Below are 23,784 nucleotides of genomic sequence, written 5' to 3'. Positions count from 1 at the left end.
CTATGCTCTATCACCAGCTAACCTACGTAATTGTTGCGCTGCTGATCTCCAGTGTTCTGTTGCTTACTGTGGATACTAAAATATATGCAGTCAATGCCATGCACCGGGAAAAGAAATATGCCCGCATATTAGGCTGGGTATATCTCGGTTTATTCCTGCTTCTTGGATTAGCCCAGCTGTTCTATCTATGAGCATTTACAAACCAAACCAGCAAGCCTGCCCTCTCCATAGTATTTCTTCACAGCCCATGGTATATTGAGGAGTACAATATTAAAGGACGGAGAATGCATCCATGAACTCAAGAAGAAATCCTAAAGAAACAGCCAAAAGAGGTACTCGTTCTCACAGCAAGCCTACTGGCAAGCTTAACCATAAAACTAAAACAACCGCAGCACCCAAGTCTTTTACTGTAAACGAACCTTCTGAACTGTTGCCCTTCTTACTCACCCACGTCACGGGTCGCGGACGAAATGCGATTAAATCCATCCTATCGCGTGGACAAGTGTCGGTGAATGATAAGGTAGTTACACAGCATAATTTCCAACTGCATCCGGGTCAAAACGTTACTATTGATCAAGAAAAGCCTGTACAAACAGCAGAGATGATCGGACTTAAAATCGTTCATGAGGATGAAGATCTGATCATTGTTCAAAAGGATGCTGGACTGCTATCTATCGCCACTGCGGAAGAAAATGAATTGACGGCTTACCGCCAGCTTATGGAGCATGTCCGTGTTAGCAATCCAAAAAATCGGATTTTTGTCGTACACCGTTTGGACAGAGATACTTCAGGCGTAATGATGTTTGCCAAAAGCGAACGGATTCAGCAGGCATTACAAACTACGTGGAAAGATACTGTGAAGGAACGTTCTTACGTAGCGCTCGTGGAAGGCGCGGTTAAAAGACCTGAAGGCAAGATAAGCTCTTGGCTCAAAGAAACCTCAACCCTTAAAATGTATTCCAGTCCTCATGAAGGCGATGGACTACATGCAATTACACATTATAAACTTATTCAGGCTAACCGCCATTTTTCCTTGCTAGAGGTTAAGCTCGAAACCGGACGAAAAAATCAGATTCGGGTGCATATGGCAGATATCGGCCACCCTATCGCAGGTGACAAGAAATATGGGGCAGAGACCAAAACGGTAGGAAGACTTGGCCTACATGCTCGAGTGCTCTCTTTTATTCATCCAACCACTGGAGAACTGATGACCTTTGAGAGCCCGATTCCGAAGACGTTCCTGAAATATACTGCGCCTGCGCCTACAAACTAAGAATTGAACGTATATCCACGACTGACGAGCCTTCCCGCTTATAGGAAGCCGTAACTTCTACACAAGATGCCCGGTCCATTTGGTCCTGGGCGTCTTTTTTTAACTTCCTATCACATCATGTTACAATATAAATAAACAAAGAAGGTGCCCTTATTGTTCCATCCTACTGTTTTCGATAATATTAAGATCGCCTTTGAGAACCAGGTTTATGACTACGATAATTTAGACGGAATACTGGTGGTTACGGATCGCTCCGACCTTCTGAATATGGCGCTGATGTCCAGAGAGTTCAGTCTCTCCTTCCAATTAACTGCAGGCAGGAAAGTAACCGCCGAAATCCTGCTCACTTCGACCACGAAAGATCTCAGCGATGAAATCATGGAGGTTCCTAATACGGATCCCGGCTGTAATCTTTCACTTCGTTTTTATATGGAAGTCGAAGATATTCCTAGCGAATGTCAGGCGATAGACAGTATTCTAAAAGCGATCTGGGGACCTGATTTCCAGCCTGTGCAATCTTTAAGCTTCATATATGGCCAGGAAAGTGAAACTTACAATAACTGCATCGAGCTGCAATTCAAAAGACAACTTACAGAAGAACAAATGGAGGACATTCCAAACCTGCTAAGCCACCTGCTGCAAAGTGCAGAAGAACTGGAATCCTTCACGGTATAATTCCTACTTTTTAACGTTCGAACTATGGGAAAAGAGGTGTGCATGAAATGAAATTCCTGCCTGCTGCCAAAAGTAAACGTTGGTTTCTCTGGATGACCGTTTATGCCATTCTGCTATGGCTTCTTTTCCCTCTGCACCGATTTGTGATGCTGGCCCAAGAAATGGATACCACACTCTTACTGCGCTTTGCTCTTTTTTCCGTAGTAGTGGCAGGCATCGTCAACACTTTAGGCTGGCTCGGAGCACGTCTGCTCTGGGTATTTAGTACGGCGGGAATAATCATAGGCGCGGCATTTATGCTGGGCTACACCTACAAAGAGATGTCCGGTTGGGAGGATCTCGCAGGCTTCCTCGCATTTTCCTTATTTTCATGTGCCGGATTTGCACTGGGTTTATTAGCGGAAGGTATTCGTCTGCTGTATACGCGAGCATCGAAGTCTTGAATGGAAGAGGTGAAACGCTGTTGTCCAATTCTTTTCTAACCAAAAATGCATTGTCCCATTCTTTAAAAGAACTAATGGAGCATACACCGCTCAATAAAATTACTGTTAAACAACTAGTGGACCATTGCGGACTAAACAGACAAACCTTTTATTATCATTTTCAGGATATATTTGATTTGCTAGGTTGGATCTATAAGACTGAGGCTGTCGAAAGCCTCGCCCAGTATCGCAGCTACAGCACTTGGACGGACGGTTTTTATAGAATCTTCTGCTATATTGAGCGGAATAAATCCTTTTGCTGTAACACGCTAAATTCACTAGGCAGAAATCACCTGGATGCATATCTGTACGAGGTGACAAACGATCTCATCATGGGGGTTATAAACGAGCTGTCCTCCGGGATGGAGGTTTGCGAAGAAGACAAGCATTTTATAGCCAATTTCTATACGCTAGCCTTCACAGGCCTAATCATTCAGTGGATGAGAGAAGGCATGAAGGAACAACCGCACCATATGATTGAGAAGCTAAGTGATCTAATTGAAGGAAATTTTCTGAAAGCTTTACACAAATATGAGAACCATCCGTTGTAACCTTTGGTTGCAGCGGTTTTTTTTGTCTAAAAACTAGACAGATCACCCATAATGACAAAAATCCAGACACTCTAAAGAGTTTGATTATACCTTCAAAATAGGAGTTGGTTTACATTAAGAGTGTGATTATTTAAACAACTACTTGGAGGCGACCATTGTGAAAAAAGAGTACGGTAATAGACAGGTTTATTTTGTCGGTGGCGGAATTGCATCCCTAGCGGGCGCTGCTTACCTGGTCAGAGACTGTGATTTTCCGGGACAAAACATTCACATTATTGAAGAGATGAAGATTCTTGGTGGTAGCAATGACGGCGCAGGTGACGCTGAACATGGTTACGTTGTCCGCGGCGGCCGTATGCTCAACGATGAAGCTTATGAAAATCTCTGGGAACTATTAACAACGATTCCTTCTGTCGACCGTCCGGGGTTGTCTGTGCGGGATGAAATTATTGCTTTTGATACCGCTAATCCAACACACTCAAACGCCAGACTAGTAAATAAAGACGGCAAAGTAGAAGATGTATTGTCCATGGGTTTTGATATGGCTGATCGTCTCGCTATGGGCAAGCTGATTATTACACCAGAAGATAAAATGGGGAAAGCGCGTATCAACGACTGGTTCGCCCCTCACTTTTTCACAACTAACTTCTGGTATATGTGGGCTACTACTTTTGCATTTCAACCTTGGCACAGCGCTGTAGAGTTTAAAAGATATATGCTCCGTTTCTTCCATGAATTCCCAAGAATTCAAACACTGGAAGGCGTAACCCGCACTCCTTATAACCAATATGATTCCATCATTCTGCCTTTGCACAAATATCTTGAACCATTCGGTGTCGATTTCACACTGAAATGTACAGTGACTGATCTGCAGTTCAAAAAAGGTGACGGAATTACCGTAACCCAAATGAATGTAGTGCGCGAAGGTGTCAAAGATGTGATTGATGTAAAAGAAGATGATCTCGTGATTATCACAAACGGTTCTATGACCGAAGGCTCCAGCCTTGGTTCTATGACTTCTGCTCCACGCCTTAACGGCAAGGGAAGCTCGTGGAAATTATGGGAAAACATCGCTTCCAAGAAACCAAGTCTTGGCAATCCTTCTTCGTTCGATGATCATGTAGACGGTTCGAAATGGGAGTCCTTTACTGTAACGTTCCATGACTCCAAATTCTTCGATCTGATGGAAAATTTCACACGTAACCGTGCCGGCACAGGCGCTTTGGTCACATTCAAGGATTCGAGCTGGTTTATGTCCGTTGTACTGGCCTACCAACCGCATTTCCGCAATCAACCTGAGCATGTTAAAGTGTTCTGGGGTTACGGACTGTATCCAGACAAAGTTGGGGATTTCGTGAAAAAGAGAATGTGTGATTGTACCGGCGAAGAAATCATGCAAGAATTGATCGGTCATCTTCACTTTGAAGAACATAAGGACGAGATCATGGCTACCGCCAACTGTATTCCTTGCATGATGCCTTATATCACTTCTCAGTTCATGCCTAGACTCAATAGTGACCGACCAAAAGTTGTCCCTGAGGGTTCCACGAACCTGGCCTTTATTGGACAATTCTGTGAAATTCCAGATGACGTTGTATTCACTGAAGAATACTCCGTGAGAGCAGCGAGAATTGCGGTATATACTCTACTTGGTATCGAACGGCCTATCGAGCCAATCAACCAATATCAATACGATGTACGTACACTATTCTCAAGCTTTGTTACATCTTTCAGATAAAACAACAATCAGCAGCGAGCGCTTCCGGATATCGGGAGCGCTTGTTTTTGAGTGTGGGAAGCAACAAAAGAACAGTTTTATCGAAACAAAAAAGAGCTGAGGGCTCCCTCAGCTCTTTTGTTTTACTCGAATCTAAACTTTAAATATTGCAAGATCCATCTGCGCAGCCATCATCGGTGGATACTTCAGAATTCCCCTTACCAACCACTTGTAATGTTGGCCCTGCTTGTTCCTCCGCCCACACAGTATCCAGTACCTCTGTAAATACAGGACCTGGTTGTGCACCAGATAAAGCATATTTATTGTTGAATACAAAGAAAGGTACACCGGTAATATTAAGACGGCTTCCTTCTTCAATATCGCCATTAACCTCATTCGCAAAAGCATCCGTTTCCAGCATTGCCGCAGCTTCTGCTTGATCCAGACCTACTTCAGCAGCGAGTGAAGCCAGTACACTGCGATCTCCAAGATTTAATGAATCCGTAAAGTAGGCGCGCAGCAGACGTTCGGACATTTCTGCACCTTTTCCCTTTGTGCTTGCAAAATGACTCAGTCGGTGACTGTCAAAAGTGTTGGTATGCTTCACTGTATCAAAATTAAATTCCAAGCCCACATCTTTAGCTTGCTCCGCTAGTTGTGCGTTCATTGCTTTTGCCTTTTCGACGGTCATCCCGTATTTGGTAGCCAGCAGCTCATGAATACTCTTGTCTGTACTTACCTCTGCATGTGGATCCAGTTGAAAGCTACGGAATACTACCTCCACTTGATCACGGTTCGGGAATTGGCTTAGCGCATTCTCCAACCGTCTTTTGCCAATATAACAAAAAGGACATGCATAATCGGACCAGATATCTATTCTCACGAAAAAACCTCCTAATATTATTGATAATTTGTAGCTGCTATATAAGAGTAATAACTAAATATACGTCACTTACTATTATATAGTTAAAAACTCAAAATTACAAACTTAACTTTTATTAAAATAACATTTATAGACGTGAATGTTAAAGCAAAAAGTAAACGAAAGTGGTATATACGCTCCCCTTCAGGGCAGATAGAATAAAGTTAACACCAGAAATTCCGAAGGGAGATCCCCATATGCATGATGTATCTATAGTGATACCTACCCGTAACCGTATAAACGACCTTACAGTGTGCATAGAGTCTATTAGCAAGCAGACACAGCTAGAGAATGTCTCCATCGAGCTCTGGATTGTGGATGACGGTGAGATTCCTGAAGAAAGATTAACCTATTATCGTAACATACTGAACAAATTGCCACAGGCTGAGTTTCGATATCATCGTAAGACTAATCCGGGACTCTGGCTTTCCCGTTATGAGTCACTTGGACTAGTAAATGCTGAAATTGTGCTTCATTTAGACGATGATGCAGAATTAGATGATTCCTTATATATTCGACGATTACTTGATACTTATGCAGCGGACGATTCAATTGTCGGTGTAGGCGGTGTGGCAAAAGGCATGCGCAGCAGCAAACCGGGCCGGCTGTTTGGCATGCTGACCGGACAAATGTCCGGATCCCCGGGCAGATTATCCCCAAGCATGTTTGCAGGCTCCCTATTCCTGTGGGGAGAGAAGGAGCAGGTTTTTGAGACAGATTTTTTTCACGGCTGTAATATGTCATTCCGGCGCTCAGCATTACAAGATATGAAACCCTATCCCTGGATGACAAGTTACTCCATTGCCGAAGATATTTACTTGTCCCATTTGGCTAGCCGTTATGGCAAGCTTGTCATTAACCCGGCTATGAAAATCATTCATCATGAGTCGCCGGGTTCTCGGGATAAGGCGGGCGTTGTTGCAAGAGCTACTGCCATCAATCATTATTATCTGCTCAACTTACGTAAAGCACCCCCTATGAATTATGCCGCATTGATCTGGACGTTAACCTGTCTGACAGGCAAAGAAACTCTCAAACGAAATTTCAAAGCCGTTAGCGGTTATGCCAAGGGAATCCTTTTCGTAATGAATCCTCGTAAAAACAAATACCGTGAATACATGCTAGATTAGCTTAATAGTTACCTCTATATCCACAGCGTTGCTCCGAATCAGATTGCGGGGCTTTTTTTTCGTGCAGACAGAGTTGTACCTAAATATGCCATGAAATTAATTTCCATCAACTTCTGATCTAGGGTATGATAGTGATAATGTGTTTTAGAAACTAACTTTATGGATGGTGGAATATGTTCAAGAACAAAAAAACGACGTTGATCCTCGTTGTTATCCTCATCGTCGTCATAGCTGTCGGCGCTTGGCTAATTACTAAAAATAAGGATGACAAAGCGACGGAAACACCGGGTGGCGCAACAGCTTCAGGAAAAGGCGAAGCCAAGTCACTCTCACAGACCTTTTATATCTATGACACGGTCGTGAATATCAAAGTGTTCGGAGAAAATGTAGCCCAAAAAAATATGGATGATATCCAGCAAATGCTGGAGCGAATGGATATGGAGCTTAGCCGTACAAAAGAAGGCGGCGAGGTTTACGCAGTCAATCAAGCAGCAGGAAAAGAAGCGGTTGTCGTTTCGGAAGAGACCTTAGATGTTGTAAAACAATCGGTGCAATATGCAAAAGAAATGGACGGGCTATTCGATCCCACGATTGGTCCGCTGATCGACCTCTGGAACATCGGTAGTGGCGGGGATAAAGTCCCTGATCCAGCAGCTATCGATGCAGCCAAGAGCCTAACCAATTACAGGGACGTTGAAATTGACGAAGCTGCTAAGACCGTGAAGCTACTGAAGGAAAATATGGTACTGGATCTTGGAGGTATCGGCAAAGGGTATGCTGCTGACCGTATCGCTGATTATTTAAAAGAGCAAGGCCTTAACAGTGCAATGATCAACCTCGGCGGCAGCAGTATTATTGCGTTAGGTACGAAACCAAACGGAACGGATTGGAATATTGGTCTGCAAGACCCTGACCAAAGCCGCGGCACACAGCTAGGAACGATTAAAATCGCAGATGAGGTCATCGATGCTTCTGGTGTTTACGAACGTTATTTTATGCAAGACAATGTTCGTTACCATCATATTCTTGATCCACGCACAGGTTACCCTTCTCAGAACGGTCTCAAAAGCTTGACCATTATGAGCCCTAATGCAACAGATGCGGACGCTTTGTCCACTGGGGTATTCTTGATGGGGATCGAAGAAGGCATGAAATATCTGGAGTCGTTACCTGAAGATGTAGAAGCTTTCTTTATTACCGATGACAACAAAATCTACGCCACACCAGGCATTAAAGAAAGAATGAATCTGACTGACCCTACGTACAGCTTCGCTGATTAAATGAAATAGAGCTTGCCCCCATAAAGCCATTATTGGCTTTGGGAGGCAAGCTCTTTTGTTGTGGATAAAGGTTCTTTGGCGTGGCTGAGGGAATACTATCGCCCAGCAGCCTGATAATCAGGGAATTCCTCCCTAATTAATTCCCGATCAAGATTTTTGCAGCACCAAAGGCAACTCGCTAAATTCCTTATAATTCGTGAAAATATAACTAGGCTTATGATCCGTAGCCGGCTGTCTGCCTCTCGGATTATACCAGCAGACCTTCCAGCCAGCCGCAAGCGCTCCTACTACATCGTTAGCCCAGGTATCACCTATATAAAGTGAATGGTCTGGTGAAGTGCCAGACTTCTGATTCACATGCAAAAAGAGTTGCGGATCTGGTTTGGCCAGACCTACAGCGTCAGAAATAAAAATCATCTCCTCGGGGATCATCTGATCCAGACCTAATCCGCGAATCTTTTTCATTTGATGATCTTTGGGTCCATTCGTAATGATGCCTACTTTATGACCAGCAGTAATGAACCTTTCCAATTGCTCCCGGACTCCATCTATCATTTGAATGGTGTACTGACGGCCAATGTAAGCCGCTTGTACCGCCGTGGCTTGATCACGATCGAGCTGTAAACCATACTCTGCAAAAGCAAGCTCCAATCGGCGTACCCTTGTCTCCTCCAGCGGAATTTCTCCACGTAAATACATAGGCCATAATACATCACTATGATGTCTTACTTTATAAAATAATTCCGCAAAGTCCAGACTGCTCTCATCCGGTTTAAGTACTTGACGCACCGCTTCTTTAAATGGAACCAAATGATCATATAAGGTATCATCAAGGTCAAAAAAGATTGCCAGCTTATTACTTGTATCCACTTTAACGCCCCTTACTCGTCTTTCTCTCTAGCTTTAGAAAAAAAGGTTATAGGTATAAAAATCATCATCCCGAATGTAGCCATGCGCTTCATATAAACGCTGTGCCCCCACATTCGCCATCATTGTTGTCAGGGACAAGCCCTTCGTATTCGTAGCGAGCGCATGAGCTCTGGCACTTTCCAGCAGCTTGGAGCCGAGCCCATGACCTCGCAGTTCCGTAGTTACATATAGATCATTCAATATCCAGAGACGCTCCATAGAGACCGATGAAAAAGAGGGATAGAGCTGGGTGAAGCCCCACGCTCGTTTCTCCTCGCCTTCTCCCTCCACCGCAATAAAGATTACCGAATCGTTCAGCTTCAATCGGTCTGATAAAAAAGCACGTGCACCATCCAGATCAGAGACTGCCCCATAAAATACCCGATACTCATCAAACAATGGGATAAGCCGTTCCAAATCATCATAGATCACACGTTCAATACGATAGTTGTTCATCCTCAACGCTCACTTTCCGGCTTGGGCCGTTTTAACGTTATTGTATATTTCAGCCGTACCGTGCACCATGGAGAGAACGCCAGATCATTTGGACAATTATTCTTATTCTTTGGAATCGTAGAACACATGCCGGGCACTGACTTTACCCTCTTCGATATCCAAAATTCCGAAGGAATACAGTTTCTCACGTCGTTTATCTGTTGGCGATCCTGGATTAAAGAGCAGAATCCCATTCTCTTCCCGCAATAAAGGCTGATGCGAATGACCGAATAAAATACAATCCACCTTATCGTTCGCAAAAGCAAGCAACGCATTCCCGTCCGTTCCTTTGCGGGAGTGTGGCGTATGACCATGGACCATTCCGATCCGGACTCCCTCAAGCGTTAGCAGCTTACGCTCCCCGAAACGCTCGATGATCTCTATTCCATCGTTATTCCCAGCAATCCCTTCCACTGGAGCCAATTCAGCCAACAAATCGTAGATTCCCATACTCACCCAATCTCCAAGATGCAGAATCAAGTCTACATTCCGGAATTCAGCAACAAGTGCTTTGGGCAGAGACTTAGCCATTCTTGTCATATGTGTATCTGATACCACGCCTACTTTCATATAACTCAGCTCCTAATCTATCATACTCATCTCATATTCAAATAATTGTACGATTTGCTTAAACGAGAAGCAAGTTCTGTGACTTCTCCCACACAGAAAAGCCGGGTACACCCCACTAACACAGGGCATATCCGGCTGCCATTAAGGAATTACGAAGAAATCATTTACGCTTACTACCTTCTACAGTATTTAGCATCCCGACTCAGTTCTCTCTATCCCGCCAATTCCATAATCTTACTTCTTCAACATGAATATTGCTGACCCATTTTTCTTCCTTTAACTTGAGCAGTTCTTTAACCGGACCGGTTACGACAGCTCCATACAGCCTAACTCCGTTCTTCTCCAGATAACTAATGGAGTCATCCAGATCAATAAACGGAATTACCTTGTTGGCGATCGATTTATGCTCCTGCATTAAGTGCAGTGTCTTAAGGAAGTTCGCATTACGAAGTTCACCATCCCCATATGAGTCAACAGATGGAGAAACACTCGTGCGGCTAGTCACCCCTCCAAACCAACCCCACTTTTTCTTTGACTCTTGTGTCACCTTCATATCATCGGCATGCCAGATGGGCGTACTTGGAAATCCTAAGGGATCATTTATTACTGGCTCTTGTGTCCTTGGACCTGTATCTGCTGCGAACCATAAAAGCTCAAGATTTTTATGCTGAAACTTCTTCAATAGCTCATCTGTCGTAAAAAATTGTTCAAAAGACAAATAGGCTTCTCCTACCGTACCTTCAGGGAGCTTTTCTAGTTTTTCCCACTCACTGCTGTCATCCATCCTATTTTCTGCAGACTGGTTCTCAGTGGGATAGATAAAGTAATTACCTGTCCCACTGCGTTCATATGTCCATGAATAACTATATATTCTGGGCCAGCCTAATAGAAACTTCATCGAATAATCTCCAACATTAATCCGCGCATCACCAATTTGTTTTATTATTTCTCCCTGCAGATTCATACTAAAAAACGGTCCGGAATCGCTACTCAAATGGACGATTGTATTCGGCTGTGAAACAGCAATTGCGGAAGAAACGACATCACGGTAAGTCTCTCCTCTTTCTCCAGTGCCATAAAATACCGCTGTGATGATACTGCTGACGATCAAAAAAATCAAAAATGCAGAAATCACCGTCAAAGTATTTGATATACGTGCTTTCCACTTGCCACGGCGGATGATCTTTTTTTCTTTGCCGGGTCTGTTTCTTTTACCCTTTCCGAATTTTATGCTCTTCTCCTCTTCTGAAGCCGGCTTTTCTTCGCCCATCAGTTCATCCAGATAGGCCTGGTAAGCTTCCATCTTCTCTAGCTCACGTTCAACCTCATCCCTATCCTCATCAGCAAGAGTGCCTTCGCCATACCTTCTTAACTTCTCCTTAAACTCTTCACTCATGTTCATTTCTCCTCCGCTCTGCCTCACGCAGCTTCTGTCTGGCCCGAAAGATCAATATCTTATATTGGGACAAGCCCACATCCATAATGTCCGATGCTTCCCGATAACTCAGCCCATGAAAATCATGCAGCAGCAGTGCATTTCTCTGATTGTCCGGTAGCTCACCTACTGCTATCCTCATCTCTTCCCAACGTTCCTGATGAAGCAGTGTGCTTTCTGTGGTATCTGGATGAGCAAGCTTTTTGAAATAATCCTCACTCTGAACTGTACTGCGGCCTTCCTTTCGCTTGTAATCTACGAAGGCGTTATAAGCGACACGGAACAACCATGGCTTAATCTTCTCTTCTTTACAATCCTCCAAATGTAGATAAGCGCGATAAAAGGTTTCTTGCATCAAATCTTCAGCCGCATAATGATCACCACAAAGGGAGCGCAAATAGCGGTAAATATCCATCACATACATCTGATATATTTCATCCAATGACTTTCGCTTCATGCACTCCCCCCTTAACCTAACCACGTATCCCAGCCTGAAAAGTTACAGATAAATTTAGCAACTAGTATGAATATACCAGTAATTCCATGGAAAAAAGCGAAAAAAAGCCTGCTGGCAAGGAGTATTACTCCTGCCAACAGGCTTTTTAATTCACCAAGTTACTCTGCTTACAGAACAACTTCAACTTCTTTGAGCATTTCGCTAACGGATATTAAACCGCCACCGGACAAATACCAGTAGTTAGGATCCAAGTAAATGATTTTACCGTTTTTAAAGGCATTTGTGTTCTTCACTAGATCGTTTTCAACTGCTTTTTTAGCTGAGCCGGCTTCGCCGCCATCACTCTTCACAGCCGCATCTCTGTCCACTACAAACAGATAATCCGGATTCTTATCCGCTACATATTCGTAGGATACGCTTTGTCCGTGAGTGGATACTTCAATTTTATCATCAGCCTGTGCAAATCCGAACACATCATGGATAATCCCAAAACGGGAACCTGCACCGTAAGCACTGATTTTTCCTTCATTCGCAAGAATAACAAGTGCTTTTTTGCCATCAGCTGTTGCCTTCGTATTCAAAGCTTTGATGGAATCATTGATAGTCGCAAGCTCAGTTTCTACTTCTGCTTCTTTTCCAAAAATTTGACCCAGCATTTTCACGTTATTCGTAAAAGATTCCATGTAGTTTGCATTATCTACAGCCACATACAGAGTAGGTGCAATTTTGCTGAATTCTTCATAAGAATCCTGTTGTCTGCCGGAAATGATGATCAGGTCCGGAGAAAGACTGTTTATTTTTTCGAAGTCAGGCTCTTTCAAACCCCCAACATTCTCATATTTAGCATCGTTATATTTAGAAAGATAAGCCGGTACATTACTTTGAGGCACTCCAGTCACCTCTACACCCAGTTTATCCAGCGTATCCAGTGTACCGAAGTCAAAAACAACCACTTTTTGCGGATTGCTTTTGATAGTTGTTTCGCCAAGCGCATGCTTGAAAGTAAGCTCTGTCGGTGCTGTAGTTGCTTCCGTTGTTGGTGCAGTAGTAGCCTCCGAATTGCCTGCCGCTGCTGTGTTGTTATTTGAAGTTGCTGCATTATTGGAGCCACAAGCCGCCAAGATTACCGCAAGAAATACTGTCATAATCAGTAAAGATAAGTTCTTCTTCAATGTATTCACCCCTAATTTTTATAGTGAAGCTATTTGAATTATTCGCGTATGCGTTAAGAAGCTGGCGCCTTTCACTTCTTACGTTACGCATAATAATATCCGCATAGTAATAGTTACCTTTTTAGAAATAGACACCGATTTTTCGGCCTCCTATAGTTTCAATAGGAATGTCCATGTCATATACCTCTTTAAGAACTGCAGAATCTATAATTTCATCCGCTGTACCCGAAGAAGCTACTCTTCCATTTTTAAGCGCAACAATGTAGTCAGAGTAACAAGAAGCAAAGTTAATATCATGGATAACGAGCACAATCGTCTTCCTCTTCTCGTCCACCAAACGGCGAAGCACCTTCATAATTTGGACGGAATGCTTCATATCAAGGTTGTTGAGCGGTTCATCGAGCAGAATGTACTCTGTATCCTGAGCCATAACCATGGCAATATATGCCCGCTGGCGTTGTCCTCCACTGAGCTGATCAATATATTTATCCTGCATCTCTTGGAGATCCATGTAAGCAATCGCTTCGTCAACGAACGCCCGATCCTCCGGACTCAGCTTCCCCTGTGAATACGGGAATCTCCCAAAAGAAACGAGCTCCTTCACAGTGAGGCGTACGCTAATATGATTGGACTGCTTTAACACCGATATTTTACGAGCAAGCTCATTACTTTTGCAGGTACCGATTTCCTTACCTTCGATCAGCACCTCTCCCGCGTCTTTGGAGATAAGTCTGCTGATCATGGAGAGCAGTGTACTTTTACCCGCACCATTTGGTCCGATAAACGAGGTGATTGCGCCTTTTTTGATGGACAAGGACACATCATCAACGACGGTTACTCCGCCATAACGTTTGGTTAAATTTTTAACTTCTACCACGACTTATTCTCCTTTAACAGCAGATAGACGAAGTAGACGCCGCCTGCAAAATTGATAATCACACTAACCGTAGTGTTGAATCCAAAAACACGTTCGACCAGGAACTGCCCGCCGACAAGCGCAACAATGCTCAGCAGAATCGTTCCAGGAATCAGATAGGCATGCTTATAGGTACGGAACAGCTGGTGTCCCACATTAGCTACCAACAAACCTAAGAAAGTAATTGGTCCGACTAGAGCCGTCGAGATCGAAACGTAGATAGATACAATAACTAGCAGCCTTTTGACCACATAGTCATAATTGATGCCCAGATTAATGGCTTCATCTTTTCCAAGCGAAATAACATCCAAATACTTAACAAATCGCAAGAAATACAACGTAGTTAGCGTCAGAACAATGGTGGAAAGAATCAATAGGTCACTGCTGACATTGTTGAAGCTGGCGAACATTTTCCCCTGTAGAATCAGGAATTCGTTCGGATCAATAAGCACTTCCATAAAAGAAGACGCGCTCTGGAACATCGTCCCCATGATCAGCCCTACCAGCAGCAGGAAATAAATATTTTGTCCTTCCCTACGGAACATTAGCTTATACAATACGCCTGAAAACAGGACCATGAGACACGCAGAGAACAAGAAGTTGATGTTTTTATTCATAAAGGTCATATTCGATGAACCTAAGGCATATACACCGAACGTCTGGATTAACATGTACAGGGAATCGAGCCCGAGAATACTTGGTGTCAAAATACGATTGTTCGTGATGCTCTGAAAAACTACGGTAGAGACAGCTATCACAGCTCCGGTAATCAGAATGGCCGCCAGCTTTCTTCCCCGGCTGGGCAGAACGTAGTCCCAATTTCCCAAAGCATGATACGTCATAAACAAGACGATGAGGGCGACAGCACTTATAGATAATATAGTTAGTTTTGTCTTCATCTCTAGTTCGCCTTTCTTCTCATCAGCAAGTAGATAAACAGACCACTACCGATGACGCCTACCGTGAGACTGATTGATATTTCATATGGATAGATAATGAGCCTGCCCAGAATATCGCAGAACAGGAGGAACACCGCTCCGAGAATGGCTGTATGCGCCAGACTTTTTTTGAGGTTATCTCCTATGTACAACGTTACAATGTTAGGTACTACCAGACCCAGAAATGGAATCGTACCTACGGTTAAAATGACAACAGAAGAGATTAACGCTACAATTACCAATCCCACGTTGACAACCGCTTTGTAATTCATGCCAAGATTAACGGAGAAATCCTCGCCCATACCGGCTACCGTAAATTTATTAGCGAAGAGATACGCCAGGATGACAAGTGGAATGCTGATATAAATCAATTCGTATTGGCCTTTGATAATCGTTGAGAAATCTCCAAGCATCCAAGACGAGATATTCTGAATCAAATCATTTTTATACGCAAAAAAAGTGGTAATCGAGCCTACAATGTTGCCGAACATGAGTCCGACCAGCGGGATAAAAATACTATCCTTGAACTTGATCCGATCCAAGATTCTCATAAAAATAAAGGTGCCCAATAGTGCAAAAACAAAAGCAACCAGCAATTTCTGCATTGGAGTTGCGCCTGTGAATAACATGAGGGATACGAGAATACCAAATTTCGCGGAATCCATCGTCCCTGCCGTAGTCGGGGAGACGAATTTATTGCGTGACAGCTGTTGCATAATTAATCCGGCAATACTCATGCTGACTCCAGCGATAATCAATGCGGCTAACCGGGGAATCCGGCTTACCAGCAAGGTCTGTGCTTGAGATTCCGTAAGATGAAAGAGATCTAATGGGGATATATCTTTAACGCCTATAAACAAAGATATAAATGAAAATACTATTAGAAGTAGGGACAAATATTTTAGTTTCATGAGTTGTTCCTTATCTGTTTAATAGTTTACACATGCGATTTTATGATAATGATTTTCATTCGCAATGTTTTAAATTATACCTAAGCCCACTTTGAGGGTCAACCCTTTCATATACTTAAATTTAAAATAATTAAGACTTAGGCTTATCTGCTTAAGTTACCTAAAAAAAGACACCCTAACGGGTGCCTCTTTAATCTTTGCCATATTTTTAGCGCTAAGCTATAGGATTTATTTATATTTCTTCCAATCCTGATTACTGTTCTCCAGCAGATGTGCAAAATCATTATCCAACCGCTTCTGCTCAGCCTTGCGCTGATCTTCCACTGCCTTACGGGCAGCTTCTTTACGGTCATTTTCCTCCGCTTTCAACGCATCAGATTGCGCCTTCAGCTTTCCTAGAACATCACTGCTTAGCAGATCTTTTAACGTAGCAGGGCCATCATTCGTAGCGGCTCTTGGTGTGGTAGGCATTTTCTTTTTTTTAGCCACTGTCCATCATCCTTTCTAGTACTGAATTAAATTGGAATTTGTTTAAGTTATTGGTCTTTTCGTTTATAATGTTTACTAAGAGGTGAGCCCTATGAAGTCCAATGATTTATGTCCCCGGCTACAAAAAAGTATGGATATTATCGGCAGGCGTTGGACTGGTTTAATTATCTACCAGCTCCTTCAAGGACCCCAACGTTTCAATGTAATTGAAGCGGCATTGCCCATCAGTGGAAGACTGCTCTCCGAACGGCTCAAAGAGCTGGAACAGGAAGGGATCGTTCTTCGAGAAGTGTTCCCAGAGACCCCCGTGCGGATCCAATATTCTTTGACGGATAAAGGTCTTGCCCTGGAATCAGTCATCCGAGACTTACAGAGTTGGTCCAAAGAATGGGTCGATTGTGACACCGATAATCTAAATTCAACTCTCAAAATGTAAGCGTTTTATATGAGGCGTTAGATTTTAAGGCCGACAATGACTAAATCACGCTCTATACCGTCAAGTTCAGCCACACCAGGCAGCATTCCCCACTCTTCAAAACCAAACTTTTTCAACAAACCAAGGCTTGGATCATTATGTCCAAATACAAAGCCGACTAGATTCTTAATTCCGAGACTAGGGGCTTTCTCAATGGCCTCTGTCAGAAGAATTCTGCCCGCACCACCACCACGGAACTTTTCATTCACGTATACACTGATTTCTGCTGTTGCATTATACGCTGGACGACCATAGAAGGATTGAAAACTGAACCATGCAGCAATTTCATCTCCTTGCTTCAGTACCCATAAGGGACGGTGATGGCTATTATGCTCAAGAAACCATTTCTCCCGGTCTGCAACAGTAATGGGTTCCAGATCTGCAGTTACCATCCTCCCAGCAATCGTTGAGTTATAAATATCTACAATAGCTGCTAAGTCTGCAGATGTTGCATCTTCAATTCTGCTGTTCTCCCAATTCATCCCTTAATTCCTCCAAATGTATTAATTAACTCAGGCCGACCTGCTCCTGGCTCCATTGCCACAGCCGTTCGGCTTCTATTGTATTCTGCGCTCTGGGAGACAGTTGTTTAATCTTTCTTCGATAATAATATTGACCGGTTACCTCTCCAAGATCGGGATCTGTAGCCAAATAAATCGCTGTATCGGCACCTTGTTCAGGTGTTAAGAAAAAGTATGAGAGTAACTTAAGTACCGACTTGCCGAAACCAGTCTCCCGGTTTACACCTATATTCGTCCCCACTGCTCCTGGATGCAGGCAATTCACCGTCACCCTTGTTCCGTGAAGACGCGAAGCCAGCTCCCGCGTGAAGAGAATATTGGCTAGCTTGGATCGGGCATAGGCTTTTGCAGGATTAAAACGGCGAGCGAGGGTTGGATCTTCATAATGGAGCGCACCTATCTTGTAAGCACCAGAGGCAACCACAATGATACGGCCTTGCTCTGCTGCCTGCAACGACTCAAGTAACAGATTGGTAAGTAGAAAATGCCCCAAATGATTTACGCCAAGATCCATCTCAAAGCCGTCCTTCGTAAGCTGACGCTTAATCGTGACTACCCCGGCGTTATTGATAAGTATGTCTAGCATCGGATATTTCATAGTGAATTCCTCAGCAAAGCTGCGAATGCTCTCAAGTGAAGCCAGATCACACAACATGAGCTCGATATCCTCGGAGTGGCTCTTTTGTTTGGCGGCAGCAAGTGCTTCTTCTCCCCGCTGGCGATTACGGCAAACCATAATAACTTTAGCTCCCTTGCGAGCCAGTTCAACTGTTGTGGCCAGCCCCATACCGGAATTCGCTCCGGTAACAAGTGCGATTGTTCCTCTCATTGCAAGAATCACTCCTCTCTCAACAACCGTACCCGAATAAGCTTCAGCCTAACCTTAGGAGAAGTATATTTAAAGATATGTTACACCAACTAGTAGGGTTAAGAAAAGCTTCATGTCATGATTAGCCAACGATAGTTATAGTTCGTCAGGTGCGTCTGGTCTATTTTTGATCTATAATAGGAATATTGCAGTTCTAATCGTGAAGTTGAAAGGGGAACACCAACTATGAATAATGCTCTGACAAGCCTAGAGCAGCAAATGGCAGGCGAAGGTCTGGATGCCCTGCTCGTAACAGATCCTAAGCATGTCTACTACTTAACCGGCTTCGCCAGCGATCCGCATGAACGTTTTCTGGGTCTGCTGCTGATACGCGGAGAAGAGCCTATGCTCATTCTGCCTGCATTGGATGCAGAAGCAGCTCAAGCAGCCTCTTCGGTCACCAAAATCCTAACTCACACTGACACTGATAATCCCTATAACCTGCTAAAAGATTGTTTCGGCAGCAGTAAGCTAGGTACTCTCGGCATAGAAAAAGAACATTTCTCAGTAGCCCGTTTTGAGCACCTAACCGCTGCTGTTCCAGCTGAAAGGTTTAGTGATATTGGTCCATTGCTGCGCAGCATGCGCTCCAAAAAGACCCCGGATGAAGTTAAGCGCATGAAACATGCCGCTGAGCTAGTTGAGGAAGCCTTGCGCCGCGTTCTTACCCACGTAAAAACAGGCGTTACAGAAAACGATCTAGTAGCGGAGCTAGAATATCTAATGAAAAAGGTTGGCGCTTCCGGCCCTTCCTTCGACACTATGGTGCTTTCTGGTCCGAAAACTGCCCTGCCTCACGGTGTTCCGGGCAACCGGGTCATTCAACCCGGCGACTTCCTGATGTTTGATATCGGGGTGTATGCCGATGGTTATGCTTCTGATATTACACGTACCTTTGCTATTGAATCCGTGGACGACAAGCTAGTCACTATCTATAACACTGTGCTGGCTGCCAACGAAGCTGGGATCGCTGCCTCCAATCCTGGAGCACCTTTCGGCTCAGTCGACAAAGCTGCACGTGATGTGATTGAAGAAGCTGGATTCGGAGAATATTTCTTACACCGTGTCGGACACGGACTGGGCATGGATGTTCATGAATATCCATCACTTCACGGACAGAACGACGACATTATCGAGATCGGCAATGTGTTCACCGTTGAGCCAGGAATTTATGTGCCTGGACTAGCGGGTGTACGTATCGAAGATGATCTGATTATTACAGCTGAAGGTGCAGAGACCTTAACAAGCTTCCCTAAGGAACTGACTATTCTTCATTTGTAGAAAAGAATTACAAGCCATAGCCAAAAACACAGAGCAGCGATTCCTCCAATAAAGAGAGAATCGCCGCTCTGTGTTTTTTTAAATTCAAACCTGTGTTCCCCACATCCCGCGAACCAACTTAGCCTCTTTCACCATCCTGCCGATCAGCTCCGCGACTGTAGGAATATCTTGGATCATTCCTGTCACTTGACCTGCCCAGCCGATGCCCTCTTCTTTGATATCATCATAGATCCAGCGCTTGTTGGCTGCACCACTGATATACTCTTTTAATGCTTCATAGGTCGGTGTCACGCGCTCGATTTCAAGAATTTGATCAATGTAGTCACTACGTAACACTCGTGCGGGTGCTCCAATAGAACGTTTGATTACAACCGTATCCGACTCTGAGCTTTCTACTAAAGCTTTTTTATAAGAAGCGGCCGCATGAACACATTCCACTGTAGCAACGAAACGAGTGCCCATTTCGATTCCTTCAGCCCCAAGTGCATGAGCAGCCATCCATCCACGGCCATCTCCGATCCCTCCGGAAGCAATCACAGGAATATTAACCGCATCAACCACTTGGGGAACGAGCACCATGGTTCCAACATCGTCACGCCCTAAGTGGCCCCCTCCCTCATGCCCAACAACAATAACCGCAGAAGCCCCTAATTGTTCAGCCTTTTGGGCTTGTCTGCGTGAGGAGACGAGCACGAGTGTTTTAATATCGGTGGGCTGTAACATTTCCAGTATAGGGGCTGGATTCCCTCCAGTGAGGCTCACCACGGGAACCTGCTCTTCGATGGCGACCTGCACCCGATCTTCATAACCAATCCCATGCATGCCGATAGCAAAATTAACACCAAATGGTTTGTCCGTTAGTGTTCGTACCCGACGTATTTCTGCACGTAAGGCCTCCGCATCCGGAAGACTCATTGCTGTGACCTGACCCAGTCCACCGATATTTGAAACCGCAGCCGCAAGGTCTGCATAACCTAAATAAGCAAGTCCTCCTTGAATAATAGGATATTCTATGTGCAATAACTCCGTAATACGGGTGTTCCATTTCATCTTCATCTACACCTTTCCTATCTTTAAGCAAAGCAGAATCACGGCAATTAAAAGGGCAGCTCCCCCTACCAGATAATCTATTTGCTGAAATTGCAGTCTTTTAAAAGAAGTCCTTCCTTTACCATTCCCATAAGCACGCGCATCAATTGCATAGCTCAGCTGTTCAGCACGTTGAATCGTTGTGAAGAGCAGAGGAATAATGATCGGAATGTACGCATATATCCGTTTAGGCAGTGATAATACTGTGAGATCATAACCTCTAGCCTTTTGTGCGAGAAGGATACGATCAAGCTCCTCCTTGATGGTAGGAATAAAACGGATCGCAATCACTATCATTAAAGAGAACTGCTCTACGGGTACCCCCAATTTGGACAGAGGGGCAAGCAGCTTCTCCAGACCATAAGCTAAGTCTAGCGGTTTAGTAGTTAATGTCAGAATTGAGGCCAACAAGATGAGCAATATAATCCGCCATACAAAACGTAATCCTATCCGCAATCCCTCTTCAGTCACCTCGATAAAAAACCATGACCAGAGAATCGTCCCCTTGGTGAACACGGCATTGTAAACAAAAGTAAATAATAAAATAAATAATACCGGCCGTAGCCCTCGCCAAAAAAAATGCACAGGAACTTTAGACAGTAATAACATTCCCAATACAAAAAAGGTTGCAACAACATAACTAAGCCCCGTACCAAGCATCATAAAGCTAAGCATGAGCATCACGATACTTACAAGCTTTGTACGAGGATCTAAACGATGAACAATCGAATGCGTCTCCACATATTGACCGACTAATACGGAATCAGCCATGCCCTTGCCCCCTCGAATGCCAAATCGGCAAAATCGCTTCGAAGATATCCTGCTCTTTACAGCTGGCAACTTCAATCTTCTGACCAGATAATTCCTCCACTAGCTTCAAGAGCTGTACGGGTTCAGGCAAGGATAGTCCAAGTTCCAGCAGTAATTCTTCCTTTTCCAGAAACAATGTTCTGGTATCATGATGCCCTTTTAACTGACCTTCATGAAAAACCATGACCTCATCTGAGAATTCGGCAACATCACCCATCTGATGCGAAACGAAGAGGATGGTGCGATTGTCTTGTTGCTGCCATTCCTTTAGTAGCCTCAGCAAAGACACTTGGCTAGCTGGATCGAGACCCGCTGTCGGTTCATCCAATATCAGCAGCTTCGGATTTGTCATCAGCACGGAGGCAATGGCCACACGGCGCTTTTCTCCACCGCTTAATTGGAATGGATTTAACGGGAGAATCCCCTCTGGCAAACCCACTTGCGGCAAGATCATTTCAATCGCCTCTGTAATTTGCTGACGTGAAGCACCCTGCTGATTCAGAGCAAAAGCAAGCTCCTTATGCACCGTTGTTTCGAATAGCTGATGCTCCGGATATTGAAAAACGAAACCCAACTCGGGGACAACCTTTAAGCGTCCTTTAGCATCTCTGCTGGCAGGCTGCTGGTTAATCCAATAATCTCCTTTTGCGGTGGGAATCAAGCCCTTCAGCACTTTGACAAAGGTAGACTTTCCTGCGCCTGTTGGACCGATAATAGAAATCCATTTGCCTTCAGGAATAGTGCAGTTTATATTGCGCAAAGCCACATGATCGGCATAGTTCACACTTAGATTTTTTAATTGGTAGACCATTGTGATCGAATTATCCCCTTCCAATCGGCTGTTAGCGGTGCTGCTGAATGGAGCAATGTATGTACACGCACTGCGAAGGGCAGTTGTAATTGATAGTCCGCAACAGGCATGGTTTCAAAAAAAGTCAGTGGATCGCCGTCAAACTCAAGTCGTCCTTGGTGCAGGAGCAATACGCGTTCTGCTGCAAGCACTTCCTCCATATGGTGGGTGATATGAATAAGCGTCAGGCCTTGACGATGCAGCTCTTGCATAATAGAAAGAACCTGCTGTCTTCCCTGGGGATCAAGCATTGAGGTAGCCTCGTCAAAAATAATGACTTGCGGGCGCATCGCCAATATAGCTGCGATAGCGACACGTTGCTTTTGACCTCCAGATAGCTGATGTGGCATAGCTTCCAGATAATCCTCCATATGAACGGCCTGTAAGGCATGATCCAATCGGCTGCGCATTTCCTCCCTCGGCACACGGATATTCTCCAAACCAAAAAGCACCTCATCCATAACGGTTGTGGTGATAAATTGATCCTCTGGATTCTGAAAAACAAAACCGATTTGCTGATGAATCTCCGCAAGATCCGTTGGTTTTGCTGTGTCCAAGCTCTTAAATTGTACAGTCCCTTTTCGCGGCAGCAGCAGTCCGTCCATGAGCTTTGCAATAGTGGATTTGCCAGAACCATTCGCCCCGACTATCGCCACAAACTCCCCTGCGTCTATCGTAAAGCTAATATCCTCCAGGAGAGGTTGTCCCTTTTTATAATAAAAACAAACTTGATCGAAGGTAAGCATTTATTCAGTCCCCTTTTGACGGTGCCAAGCAGCAAAAAATGCCTCAATGCTATTCTCGGAAAATGCAGGTGCAGGCTTCTCCCATTTTGTCACTTTTGATCCATTCACAGCAAAGATTTCACCGGTTAAATCCGCGTCGGACTCATTCAATAATGCAGTCACGAAGGAAGCAATAGCCTCCGGGTCACCTATTCTCCAAAAGTCAGGCAAAGGTTCATTACGACTGAAATATTTTTCCTTCAAATGGTCAATTATAGGTCTGGTCATATCCGTTAATGCCGCTGGAGAAATCGCATTGACCCTAATCTGGTCACGTTTCAGCTCTGCTGCGAGCGTCCACATCATGCCCAGTATTCCAGCCTTGGCTGCACTGTAATTCACCTGACCCACGGAACCTGCTAGTCCAGCAGCAGAGGTCATCAACAGGATATCCCCACCTGTTTCACGCATATGTGGTAATACTCGTTGAATGCAATAATAAGTGCCATTTAAATGCACATCCAGAACATTCTTCCACTGTTCATCCGTCATACGTTGACATTTCTGATCCTGCACAATTCCCGCGTTAGCTATCAATACCTCGATACGACCGTATCGGGCAATGACCTCACCTACCATGGCAGTGACTGCGACGGAATCGGCTACATTAGCAGCGTACCCTAGTGCCTCTCCGCCTGCCTGGTGGATCTCGCGCACAACCTCATCAATTAAGACTTGTTTCGTACCATTTACAACCACTATATAACCTGACTTGCCAAGCTGTATGGCGATACTACGTCCGATCCCTCTTGTTGCTCCAGTAATTAAGGCCACTTTATTCAT

Annotated in this window: 28 protein-coding genes; 10 read left to right on the top strand and 18 right to left on the bottom strand. The window is 44.3% G+C overall.

Annotation, left to right across the window (positions count from 1 at the left end; all coding sequences use genetic code 11):
* The first annotated feature begins 2 nt into the window (after nucleotides 1-2).
* The 6 genes from NST58_RS07255 to NST58_RS07230 all read left to right on the top strand — a co-directional run bounded on the left by NST58_RS07255 (nucleotide 3) and on the right by NST58_RS07230 (nucleotide 4,719).
* Nucleotides 3-191 (top strand): CLC_0170 family protein, encoded by a 189-nt coding sequence (locus NST58_RS07255; protein WP_076219379.1) that lies wholly within the window; start codon nucleotides 3-5, stop codon nucleotides 189-191.
* 101 nt (nucleotides 192-292) lie between these two features.
* Complete coding sequence (locus NST58_RS07250; RefSeq protein WP_076128083.1) at nucleotides 293-1,273, top strand: RluA family pseudouridine synthase; 981 nt, start codon at nucleotides 293-295, stop codon at nucleotides 1,271-1,273.
* A gap of 153 nt (nucleotides 1,274-1,426) precedes the next feature.
* On the top strand, nucleotides 1,427-1,948 hold the full coding sequence (locus tag NST58_RS07245; RefSeq protein WP_076185708.1) for a hypothetical protein: 522 nt from the start codon (nucleotides 1,427-1,429) through the stop codon (nucleotides 1,946-1,948).
* Between the two features lie 47 nt (nucleotides 1,949-1,995).
* Complete coding sequence (locus tag NST58_RS07240; protein ID WP_076185711.1) at nucleotides 1,996-2,391, top strand: hypothetical protein; 396 nt, start codon at nucleotides 1,996-1,998, stop codon at nucleotides 2,389-2,391.
* 20 nt (nucleotides 2,392-2,411) lie between these two features.
* Complete coding sequence (locus NST58_RS07235; RefSeq protein ID WP_036681438.1) at nucleotides 2,412-2,981, top strand: TetR/AcrR family transcriptional regulator; 570 nt, start codon at nucleotides 2,412-2,414, stop codon at nucleotides 2,979-2,981.
* A gap of 157 nt (nucleotides 2,982-3,138) precedes the next feature.
* Entirely contained in the window at nucleotides 3,139-4,719 is a 1,581-nt protein-coding gene (locus NST58_RS07230) for an oleate hydratase (protein ID WP_076128088.1), read from the top strand.
* A gap of 139 nt (nucleotides 4,720-4,858) precedes the next feature.
* Here the strand turns inward: NST58_RS07230 and NST58_RS07225 are convergent, their stop codons facing one another.
* Nucleotides 4,859-5,581, bottom strand: coding sequence for a DsbA family oxidoreductase (locus NST58_RS07225; protein ID WP_076142179.1), 723 nt, complete (start codon nucleotides 5,579-5,581; stop codon nucleotides 4,859-4,861).
* A gap of 236 nt (nucleotides 5,582-5,817) precedes the next feature.
* Here NST58_RS07225 and NST58_RS07220 point away from each other — a divergent pair, with 236 nt between their 5' ends.
* Entirely contained in the window at nucleotides 5,818-6,750 is a 933-nt protein-coding gene (locus tag NST58_RS07220) for a glycosyltransferase family 2 protein (protein WP_036681860.1), read from the top strand.
* A gap of 173 nt (nucleotides 6,751-6,923) precedes the next feature.
* Nucleotides 6,924-8,030 (top strand): FAD:protein FMN transferase, encoded by a 1,107-nt coding sequence (locus tag NST58_RS07215; protein ID WP_076128094.1) that lies wholly within the window; start codon nucleotides 6,924-6,926, stop codon nucleotides 8,028-8,030.
* 147 nt (nucleotides 8,031-8,177) lie between these two features.
* Here the strand turns inward: NST58_RS07215 and NST58_RS07210 are convergent, their stop codons facing one another.
* From NST58_RS07210 to NST58_RS07165, 10 genes are all read right to left on the bottom strand, one after another.
* Complete coding sequence (locus tag NST58_RS07210) at nucleotides 8,178-8,900, bottom strand: HAD family hydrolase (RefSeq protein WP_036681855.1); 723 nt, start codon at nucleotides 8,898-8,900, stop codon at nucleotides 8,178-8,180.
* Nucleotides 8,901-8,933: 33 nt separating this feature from the next.
* Nucleotides 8,934-9,395: a GNAT family N-acetyltransferase gene (locus tag NST58_RS07205; protein ID WP_036681853.1), complete on the bottom strand. Its 462-nt coding sequence runs from the start codon at nucleotides 9,393-9,395 to the stop codon at nucleotides 8,934-8,936.
* A 102-nt stretch (nucleotides 9,396-9,497) separates the two neighbouring features.
* Entirely contained in the window at nucleotides 9,498-10,004 is a 507-nt protein-coding gene (locus NST58_RS07200) for a metallophosphoesterase (protein ID WP_036681852.1), read from the bottom strand.
* Nucleotides 10,005-10,206: 202 nt separating this feature from the next.
* Nucleotides 10,207-11,400 (bottom strand): anti-sigma factor, encoded by a 1,194-nt coding sequence (locus NST58_RS07195; RefSeq protein WP_339247060.1) that lies wholly within the window; start codon nucleotides 11,398-11,400, stop codon nucleotides 10,207-10,209.
* Complete coding sequence (locus NST58_RS07190; RefSeq protein WP_036681849.1) at nucleotides 11,393-11,896, bottom strand: sigma-70 family RNA polymerase sigma factor; 504 nt, start codon at nucleotides 11,894-11,896, stop codon at nucleotides 11,393-11,395. The genes NST58_RS07195 and NST58_RS07190 overlap by 8 nt, the downstream gene beginning before the upstream one ends.
* 167 nt (nucleotides 11,897-12,063) lie before the next feature.
* Nucleotides 12,064-13,068 (bottom strand): siderophore ABC transporter substrate-binding protein, encoded by a 1,005-nt coding sequence (locus NST58_RS07185; protein ID WP_282579687.1) that lies wholly within the window; start codon nucleotides 13,066-13,068, stop codon nucleotides 12,064-12,066.
* A gap of 121 nt (nucleotides 13,069-13,189) precedes the next feature.
* Complete coding sequence (locus tag NST58_RS07180; protein ID WP_076302189.1) at nucleotides 13,190-13,945, bottom strand: ABC transporter ATP-binding protein; 756 nt, start codon at nucleotides 13,943-13,945, stop codon at nucleotides 13,190-13,192.
* Nucleotides 13,939-14,883, bottom strand: a complete 945-nt coding sequence (locus NST58_RS07175) for an iron chelate uptake ABC transporter family permease subunit (protein ID WP_036681842.1) — start codon at nucleotides 14,881-14,883, stop codon at nucleotides 13,939-13,941. The genes NST58_RS07180 and NST58_RS07175 overlap by 7 nt, the downstream gene beginning before the upstream one ends.
* Before the next feature lie 2 nt (nucleotides 14,884-14,885).
* Nucleotides 14,886-15,833 (bottom strand): ABC transporter permease, encoded by a 948-nt coding sequence (locus tag NST58_RS07170; RefSeq protein WP_036681839.1) that lies wholly within the window; start codon nucleotides 15,831-15,833, stop codon nucleotides 14,886-14,888.
* 228 nt (nucleotides 15,834-16,061) lie between these two features.
* Nucleotides 16,062-16,322, bottom strand: coding sequence for a YqkE family protein (locus tag NST58_RS07165; RefSeq protein ID WP_036681837.1), 261 nt, complete (start codon nucleotides 16,320-16,322; stop codon nucleotides 16,062-16,064).
* Nucleotides 16,323-16,413: 91 nt separating this feature from the next.
* Between NST58_RS07165 and NST58_RS07160 the strand changes: the two genes are divergently transcribed.
* Nucleotides 16,414-16,758, top strand: coding sequence for a helix-turn-helix domain-containing protein (locus NST58_RS07160; protein WP_076128100.1), 345 nt, complete (start codon nucleotides 16,414-16,416; stop codon nucleotides 16,756-16,758).
* A gap of 17 nt (nucleotides 16,759-16,775) precedes the next feature.
* Here the strand turns inward: NST58_RS07160 and NST58_RS07155 are convergent, their stop codons facing one another.
* Together NST58_RS07155 and NST58_RS07150 are read right to left on the bottom strand one after the other, a co-directional pair.
* The gene (locus NST58_RS07155; protein ID WP_076185721.1) at nucleotides 16,776-17,279 is read right to left on the bottom strand and encodes a GNAT family N-acetyltransferase; all 504 of its coding nucleotides are present in this window, start codon (nucleotides 17,277-17,279) and stop codon (nucleotides 16,776-16,778) included.
* 25 nt (nucleotides 17,280-17,304) lie between these two features.
* Nucleotides 17,305-18,147 carry an SDR family oxidoreductase gene (locus NST58_RS07150; protein WP_076142168.1) on the bottom strand — a complete coding sequence of 281 codons (843 nt, stop codon included), beginning with the start codon at nucleotides 18,145-18,147 and terminating at the stop codon, nucleotides 17,305-17,307.
* A 225-nt stretch (nucleotides 18,148-18,372) separates the two neighbouring features.
* Between NST58_RS07150 and NST58_RS07145 the strand changes: the two genes are divergently transcribed.
* Nucleotides 18,373-19,467, top strand: coding sequence for a Xaa-Pro peptidase family protein (locus NST58_RS07145; RefSeq protein ID WP_076128106.1), 1,095 nt, complete (start codon nucleotides 18,373-18,375; stop codon nucleotides 19,465-19,467).
* Nucleotides 19,468-19,551: 84 nt separating this feature from the next.
* Here the strand turns inward: NST58_RS07145 and NST58_RS07140 are convergent, their stop codons facing one another.
* The 5 genes from NST58_RS07140 to NST58_RS07120 are packed head-to-tail and all read right to left on the bottom strand — an operon-like array spanning nucleotide 19,552 to nucleotide 23,784.
* Entirely contained in the window at nucleotides 19,552-20,517 is a 966-nt protein-coding gene (locus NST58_RS07140; RefSeq protein ID WP_076142180.1) for a nitronate monooxygenase family protein, read from the bottom strand.
* A 6-nt stretch (nucleotides 20,518-20,523) separates the two neighbouring features.
* Nucleotides 20,524-21,327, bottom strand: coding sequence for an energy-coupling factor transporter transmembrane component T (locus tag NST58_RS07135; protein ID WP_339247053.1), 804 nt, complete (start codon nucleotides 21,325-21,327; stop codon nucleotides 20,524-20,526).
* Complete coding sequence (locus NST58_RS07130; protein WP_339172036.1) at nucleotides 21,320-22,177, bottom strand: ATP-binding cassette domain-containing protein; 858 nt, start codon at nucleotides 22,175-22,177, stop codon at nucleotides 21,320-21,322. Before NST58_RS07130 ends, NST58_RS07135 begins: the two co-directional genes overlap by 8 nt.
* On the bottom strand, nucleotides 22,162-22,962 hold the full coding sequence (locus tag NST58_RS07125; RefSeq protein ID WP_339247050.1) for an energy-coupling factor transporter ATPase: 801 nt from the start codon (nucleotides 22,960-22,962) through the stop codon (nucleotides 22,162-22,164). The genes NST58_RS07130 and NST58_RS07125 overlap by 16 nt, the downstream gene beginning before the upstream one ends.
* Nucleotides 22,963-23,784 carry an SDR family NAD(P)-dependent oxidoreductase gene (locus tag NST58_RS07120; RefSeq protein ID WP_339247047.1) on the bottom strand — a complete coding sequence of 274 codons (822 nt, stop codon included), beginning with the start codon at nucleotides 23,782-23,784 and terminating at the stop codon, nucleotides 22,963-22,965.

The sequence above is a fragment of the Paenibacillus sp. FSL R10-2796 genome (assembly GCF_037965315.1).
GTDB classification, from domain to species: Bacteria; Bacillota; Bacilli; order Paenibacillales; family Paenibacillaceae; genus Paenibacillus_AQ; species Paenibacillus_AQ odorifer.
This window is presented reverse-complemented; position numbering and strand designations above follow the sequence as displayed.